At 50.6% G+C, this 7332-nt stretch carries 9 protein-coding genes; all 9 read left to right on the forward strand.

Annotated elements, in window-relative coordinates; genetic code table 11:
- On the forward strand, positions 1 to 772 hold a 772-nt coding region (locus B3180_RS06140; protein ID WP_286843547.1), incomplete at its 5' end, for an anthranilate synthase component 1.
- The gene (locus tag B3180_RS06145) at positions 772 to 1407 is read left to right on the forward strand and encodes an anthranilate synthase component II (RefSeq protein WP_286843549.1); all 636 of its coding nucleotides are present in this window, start codon (positions 772 to 774) and stop codon (positions 1405 to 1407) included. The genes B3180_RS06140 and B3180_RS06145, both read left to right, overlap by 1 nt.
- Complete coding sequence (gene trpD / locus B3180_RS06150; protein ID WP_278356055.1) at positions 1404 to 2417, forward strand: anthranilate phosphoribosyltransferase; 1014 nt, start codon at positions 1404 to 1406, stop codon at positions 2415 to 2417. The genes B3180_RS06145 and trpD overlap by 4 nt, the downstream gene beginning before the upstream one ends.
- Positions 2410 to 3861, forward strand: a complete 1452-nt coding sequence (trpCF, locus tag B3180_RS06155) for a bifunctional indole-3-glycerol-phosphate synthase TrpC/phosphoribosylanthranilate isomerase TrpF (RefSeq protein WP_278358792.1) — start codon at positions 2410 to 2412, stop codon at positions 3859 to 3861. The genes trpD and trpCF overlap by 8 nt, the downstream gene beginning before the upstream one ends.
- The gene (gene trpB / locus B3180_RS06160; RefSeq protein ID WP_054488440.1) at positions 3858 to 5081 is read left to right on the forward strand and encodes a tryptophan synthase subunit beta; all 1224 of its coding nucleotides are present in this window, start codon (positions 3858 to 3860) and stop codon (positions 5079 to 5081) included. The genes trpCF and trpB overlap by 4 nt, the downstream gene beginning before the upstream one ends.
- A complete protein-coding gene (trpA, locus tag B3180_RS06165) occupies positions 5078 to 5887 on the forward strand; it encodes a tryptophan synthase subunit alpha (protein ID WP_278358793.1) in 810 nt (269 codons plus the stop codon). Before trpB ends, trpA begins: the two co-directional genes overlap by 4 nt.
- Before the next feature lie 20 nt (positions 5888 to 5907).
- Positions 5908 to 6450: an inner membrane-spanning protein YciB gene (locus B3180_RS06170; RefSeq protein ID WP_278356704.1), complete on the forward strand. Its 543-nt coding sequence runs from the start codon at positions 5908 to 5910 to the stop codon at positions 6448 to 6450.
- Positions 6450 to 6752 carry a YciI family protein gene (locus B3180_RS06175; RefSeq protein WP_222235561.1) on the forward strand — a complete coding sequence of 101 codons (303 nt, stop codon included), beginning with the start codon at positions 6450 to 6452 and terminating at the stop codon, positions 6750 to 6752. The genes B3180_RS06170 and B3180_RS06175 overlap by 1 nt, the downstream gene beginning before the upstream one ends.
- 18 nt (positions 6753 to 6770) lie before the next feature.
- A partial coding sequence (locus B3180_RS06180) for an alpha/beta fold hydrolase (RefSeq protein WP_286843555.1) occupies positions 6771 to 7332 on the forward strand: 562 nt, incomplete at its 3' end.

Below are 7332 nucleotides of genomic sequence, written 5' to 3' on the forward strand. Positions count from 1 at the left end.
GTCCCGGCGTTTTAAAATGCCCTGCCCTGATCCGTTAGCCGCTTACCAGCAGTTGAAGAAGAATAACCCCTCACCCTATATGTTTTTTATGAGTCATCCGGATTTTTGCCTGTTTGGAGCCTCACCTGAGTCCGCACTGAAATATCAGCAGGACACCAATAAGGTAGAGCTTTATCCTATTGCCGGTACCCGTCCACGCGGTAAAAATGCCGACGGCAGTATTAACCCGGACTTAGACAGCCGCATGGAACTGGAACTGCGACTTGACCAAAAAGAACTCGCAGAACATTTAATGCTGGTTGATTTAGCCCGTAACGATTTAGCCCGTATTAGCGAAACCGGCACTCGTTACGTTGCCGACCTGCTTCAGGTTGACCGTTATTCGCATGTCATGCACCTGGTTTCACGCGTGGTGGCAAAACTGAGGAACGACTGCGATGCTCTTCACGCTTACCGCGCCTGCATGAATATGGGCACTTTAGTGGGAGCTCCAAAAGTTAGCGCCGCGACTCTTATTCGTCAGGTCGAACAACAACGTCGCGGCAGCTACGGCGGCGCTGTTGGGTATCTGGCCGGTAATGGCGACATGGATACCTGTATTGTTATTCGCTCCGCGTTTGTTAAGAACGACGAAGCCATAGTGCAGGCCGGTGCTGGTGTAGTGCATGACTCAGATCCGGCCAGCGAAGTCGCCGAAACAGAGAATAAAGCTAAGGCCGTTATCCTGGCAATTCAGCAGGCCCACACTTTACCTGAACAGGAGACGCTATAATGACTCAGTCAGCTCGTATCGTACTGATAGATAACGTCGACTCGTTCTCGTACAACCTGGTGGATGAGTTGCGCCAGTTAGGTTTTCCGCTGGTCGTTTATCGTAACCAACTGGCAGCAACCGATGTGATTGAACAGCTGGAAAATTACAGTGGCCCTCAACTGGTATGCTTGTCACCGGGGCCCGGGCACCCATCAAATGCCGGAAACCTGATGGAAGTGATCCGATACTGCAGCGGCCGCATACCCATGCTGGGTATTTGTCTGGGCTTTCAGGCGTTAATTGAGCACGCAGGCGGACGAGTTGATAACTGCGGTGAGATTGTCCATGGCAAAACCGCTAAGGTCGATACTGTGAAGCATCCCGTATTTACCGCCGCAACGGATAACAACCAGTGCGTTGTAGCGCGTTACCACTCATTAAGTGGTTACGACCTTCCGGAAGCAACAAAGGTAATCGCCAGTTTAGATGGCCCCGATGGCAGTATCCCCATGGCTGCCGAGTTTTTTAATGAAGCAGGAACCGTTAGTCATGCCATTGGCTTTCAGTTTCACCCGGAGTCGCTTTTAACGCCAAAGGGAAAACAATTACTTAGTAACAGCATTCAGTATTTATTAACAGGAGCAAAGCCATGAAAGCCCTACAAACTCTGATGTCTGGTGAGGCTCTGACGCAAGATCAAACCCGTGAGTTTTTCCAACGCTTAATTAAAGGCGAGCTCAACGACATTCAGGTGACCGCGGCGCTCATTGCCATGAAAATGCGGGGCGAAACCCCAGCCGAGTTAGCCGGTGCCGCCGAAGCGATTTTATCGGCCGCAAAGCCTTTTGTCCGTCCCGATACCACAGTCATTGACAGCTGCGGTACCGGCGGCGATGGCAGCAACACCATCAATATCTCCACCACGGCTGCTCTGGTTGCCGCCAGTATGGGTCTGGCTGTGGCCAAACATGGTAACCGAAGTGTGTCTTCACGTTCAGGCTCAGCCGATGTACTCGAAGCACTTAAACTTCGCGTTAATCTGGATCCTTCGGATGCCTCTGCCCAGTTGGCCGATAACGGCTTTTGCTTTTTATTTGCTCCGCATTATCACCCGGGCATTAAACACGCTATGCCGGTAAGACAAACACTGAAAACACGCACCTTATTCAACCTGATTGGTCCTTTAGTTAACCCTGCCCGACCCGATGCTCAACTGCTCGGCGTTTATAGTGAGGAATGGGTAAGACCCATGGCTGAAACCCTACAGCGACTGGGGGTTAAGCGTGCTATGGTCGTACATGGAAGTGGACTGGATGAACTGGCTCTGCACGGCCCGACTCAAGTCATTGAACTGCGTGACGGCGAGCTGAATGAGTACCGGGTTACTCCTGACGACTTTGGTGTTCCCAGCGCCCCGCTTGACGAGTTAAAAGGCGGCGATGCTGACTTCAATGCCCGTATTCTGGAAGACATTCTTGCCGGAGGCGGCAGCCCCGCTCAGCGCCACTCAGTTGCTATGAACGTTGCAGCTTTGCTTTATTTAAGTGGACAATACAGCGATATGAAAGCCGCAACTGCAGCAACACTGGAGCATTTAGATACCGGCCAGGCTCTGTTGCATTTACGCCGCGTACAAGACGCCCAGGAGACTTATCATGTCTGACAGCATCAGCTTAAAAAAGAATGTGCTGAAAACCATTGTCGATCGCAAAGTTGAGCAAAATAAAGCTCAGGCTGACCTTATGCCCCTGAGTGAAATAAAGTCTCAGCTCAGCCCCAGTGACCGTAGCTTATATGAAGCCTTAAGTGGTGAGCAGGCAGGTTTCATTCTGGAGTGTAAAAAAGCGTCACCATCAAAAGGTCTTATTCGTGCTGACTTTGACGCACCACAGTTGGCAAAAAGTTACCAGCCTTATGCCGCAGCCATTTCCGTACTAACCGAACCTGAGTTTTTTCAGGGCCGGCTGGACTACCTGACCGCCGTGCGCCAACAAGTGACTCAGCCGGTTTTATGCAAAGACTTCTTTATTGATGAAGAGCAGGTTTACCGAGCTCGTTACTTTGGCGCAGACGCTATTTTGCTTATGCTGTCTGTACTCGATGATGCGCAGTATACCATCCTGCGTGATATCGCCGAATCGCTCGCGATGGACGTGCTCACCGAAGTCGCTAACGAAAACGAAATGAAACGTGCCGCAAACCTGGGCGCGAACATTATTGGTATTAACCACCGCGACTTAACGGACTTAAGCATTGAGCCGAACCGCAGCGCACAGTTAGCTCCGCTGGCACCGGAGAATGCCTTACTCATTGCTGAGTCGGGATTTTCCGAACACGCGGACATTCGCCGGGTAGCTCCCTTTGTTAACGGTTTCCTTATTGGCAGCGCATTGAGCGCTCAGCCAGACGTTGATTTAGCCTGTCGAAAACTGCTTTTCGGGCAAAACAAAGTCTGCGGCCTGACCCGCGCAGAAGACGCTATAAACGCCCGCTCACAAGGCGCCGCATATGGTGGACTGATATTTGTTGAGCACTCTCCCCGCTGCGTTACCCAGCATCAGGCAAAAGAAATAACAGCAGAAGCCACTGGCCTTGAGTACGTCGGTGTTTTTGCTGATCAGCCATTAGATAGCCTTATCGAAACGGCCGGAAAAGTCGGTCTTTCCGCTATTCAACTGCATGGTCATGAAGATATCGACTATGTTGTTCAATTGCGTCAGCAATTACGCCAAGCCGGTCTGGAAGCCGTAAAAATATGGAAAGCTTTAGCGATTGAAAGCCCGGCACAATTGCCGGACCTGCCGGTTGATGCCTTTGTTCTGGATAACCGCGGTGGCGGCAGCGGCAAGGCCTTTAACTGGGAATTTTTGGCGCCATTGAGCACTGAAGAGCGTCTGCGCTGCCTGCTGGCAGGAGGCATTGGCCCCGACAGTATTACCAGTGCAATTGAACTAGGCTTTGCCGGAGTCGACATTAACTCTCAAGCAGAGTGGAAGCCCGGCGTTAAAAATAGCAGTAAAATAGCTCAAACATTCACGAAAATTCGCCACTACGGTCGATTTTCGTCAAAAATATCAGACAAGCATACCCAACAGGAGGCTGTATGAGTCAGTCATTACCCGCTTACTTTGGCGATTTCGGCGGCCAGTTCGTTCCTGAAATCTTATTACCGGCATTAGAGCAGTTGGAAAAGGCCTTTATCGAAGCGCAACAAGATGAAGATTTTCAAGCTGAGTTTCGCGGATTGTTGAAAAATTACCTAGGTAGGCCAACGCCGCTCAGCTTGTGCCGTAACCTGCCGCTGCACAGCCCGAATAAAACGAAAATTTACCTTAAGCGTGAAGACTTACTTCATGGCGGCGCCCATAAAACCAACCAGGTACTGGGGCAAGCATTGCTGGCTAAACGCATGGGCAAAACCCGTATTATTGCCGAAACCGGCGCAGGGCAACACGGAACCGCGACAGCCCTTGCCTGTGCCCTGCTGGACTTAGAGTGCATTATTTATATGGGTAAGAAAGACGTTGAACGCCAACAACCCAATGTCTTTCGTATGGAATTAATGGGCGCAAAGGTTGTGCCCGTCGATACCGGCAGCGGTACTTTAAAAGACGCGGTCAACGAAGCGCTGCGCGACTGGACTTCCAGCTACCCGGATACTCATTACTTATTAGGAACTGCCGCCGGGGCACACCCCTTCCCGACCATAGTGCGCGAATTCCACCGCATGATTGGTGAGGAGGCTAAGGCCCAAATTAAAGAGCAGGCCGGTCGTTTACCCGATGAAGTTATTGCCTGTGTCGGTGGTGGCTCAAACGCCATTGGCATGTTCGCCGACTTCATCGACGAAGAAGACGTGGAGCTGGTTGGTGTTGAACCTGCCGGTAAAGGTGTGGAAACCAAGCATCACGGGGCCACACTCACTGCAGGAAAGCCCGGTATTTTGCACGGTTGTCTGTCATTTTTAATGCAAAACCCGGAAGGACAAATCGAAGAGTCCTATTCCGTATCAGCGGGCCTCGACTACCCTGGCGTAGGTCCTCAGCATGCGCATCTAAAAGCCATTGGTCGTGCACGCTATGAATCGGTTACCGATGAGGAAGCACTGGAAGCCTTTAAGTTGCTGTCGCGTCATGAGGGTATTATTCCGGCGCTGGAATCAGCCCATGCTTTAGCTTATGCATTGAAACGCGCAGCCGAACCAGATGCACCTGAAATTTTATTGATTAACCTGTCGGGACGCGGCGACAAAGACATCGATCACGTACGTCGTATATTCAGCGCTCAGGAGAATGCTGGAGTTAGCGCTACGGAGGAACAACAATGAGCCGTTATGAAACGTGTTTCGCACAATTAAAAGATGATAATCAGGGCGCTTTTGTGCCATTTGTCACCATAGGAGACCCGACTCCGGGGCAAAGTGTCGAAGTTATCAAAGCACTTATCGATGGCGGCGCCGATGCGCTGGAACTTGGGCTCCCATTTTCGGACCCTGTAGCTGACGGCCCCATGATTCAACGGGCAAACCTACGAGCCTTAGACGCGGGCACAACCTTTAATGATATTTTGCGGATTTTAAGAGAGGTTCGCGACTATTCGCCACAAATACCCATTGGGTTATTGGTTTACGCCAACTTAATCTACGCCAAAGGTGTTCGTGAGTTTTATCAGCAAATGAAAGATGTTGGCGTCGATTCAGTACTTATTGCCGATGTTCCGACCAAGGAAGCCAAACGTTTTGCCGACATTGCAAAAGAGATTGGTATAGACGCTGTGTTTATTGCGCCACCGGATGCCAGTGATGCACTGTTAGTCACTATTGCTGAACAATGCTCAGGTTATGTCTATCTGCTGAGCCGCTCAGGGGTTACCGGAGCCGACACGCAAATGCAGGCTCCGGCATCTGAGCTGATTAATAAACTGAAAGAAGCCGGTGCGCCGCCGACTTTGCTTGGGTTTGGCATATCCCGGCCTGAGCATGTACAACAGGCGCTTGCGGCAGGTGCCGACGGTGCAATTAGTGGCTCAGCTGTGGTTGCGCTTATTGAGAAAAACCTCGACAATAACGCGCAGCAAACAGCGGACCTTAGAGCTTTTGTAAAAGGCATGAAGGCCGCAACCCAATTGTCATAAAGTTGCCACCGGAGTAGTTAATGGCCCTGTTGTTAGAGTATTTACCCATAATCGCTTTTTTTGTGTTTTACAAAATGGCCGATATTTACGTCGCTACCGGCGTACTAATGGCAGGGACAGTGGTTCAGTTATTGGGCCTTAAGCTGCTGAAGCAACCACTGACAACACGCCACTGGGTGATATTAGTCGTTGTTATGCTATTCGGTGCAGTAACGCTGTTATTGCGTGACGACTGGTTCATCAAAATGAAAGTCTCTGTTGTGTATCTCGCTATTGCATTTCTACTTTTGGGCGGCTTAGTTTGGAAAAAACGCAGCCCGATTCAGGCTATGATGGGTAAAGATATCAAACTGCCTGACATTGCCTGGCTGAGGCTGACCTACGCATGGATCATCTTTTGCGTGGCATTGGCAGCCGTGAACCTCTACATTGCGGAGTATTGGAGTCAGGAAGCCTGGGTTAATTTTAAAGTATTCGGCATTTTGGGTATTTCACTCATATTCACAATTGGCACCGGGTTTTACATGTACCACCACGCCATTGATGAGGAGAACACAAACTAATGTGGTTTGTTATTTTCGCAGAAGACCATGAAAACTCACTGGAAGGTCGCAAGCAGGCACGCCCAGCTCACCTTGAGCGCTTAAAAGCCTTACAGAACGACGGTCGCTTACTGGTCGCCGGTCCCTGCCCGGCTATCGCAGAGCTTGACCCGGGTGTACTCGGTTTTACCGGCTCAGTGGTCATCGCTGAATTTGACTCTCAGGAAGAAGCGGAACAGTGGGCTAACGACGACCCCTACTGGCAAGCCGGTGTTTATAAAAAAGCGACGGTGAAGCCATTCAACGCCGTTTTACCCAACTAACCGAATTAATCAGTGACTATGAAAAGCGTTGAGCTCACCGCCAATAACCGCTACCTGCATTGTGTACGTTTTGAACCTGAGTCGACCGTTAAGGCTACAATTGTTATAGCCGCCGCCCTAGGTGTGAAACAGCGCTTTTATCAGCCTATAGCCCGCTGGTTAAGCGAACAGGGCTACCGGGTCATTACTTTTGACTACTACGGTATTGGCCAGTCGGTTGATAAACCACTTAAGCAAATAAAATCCGATATTATTGACTGGGCTGAGCTCGATATCACCTCGGTACTTGACTATGCGCAGTCCTGTCAGAAGGGCGCCCCCCTAATCTGGCTGGCTCACAGCCTGGGTGGGCAAATTGTTGCCATGGCACATAACGCCAATAAGATAGATAAGATGGTAACCATAGCCAGCGGTACCGGCTATTGGCTGAAAGCCAGCAAACAGGTCCGCTGGACATCCTGGTTGTTATGGTATTTTGCAGCTCCTATTAGCACTCCCATTGCCGGCTATTTTCCGGGGAAGCGCCTGAATATGGTCGGTGACATGCCTGCAGCAGCCATGAAGCAATGGAGTCGCTGGG

This window comes from Idiomarina sp. UBA4206 (genome assembly GCF_002383015.1).
Lineage (GTDB): Bacteria > Pseudomonadota > Gammaproteobacteria > Enterobacterales > Alteromonadaceae > Idiomarina > Idiomarina abyssalis.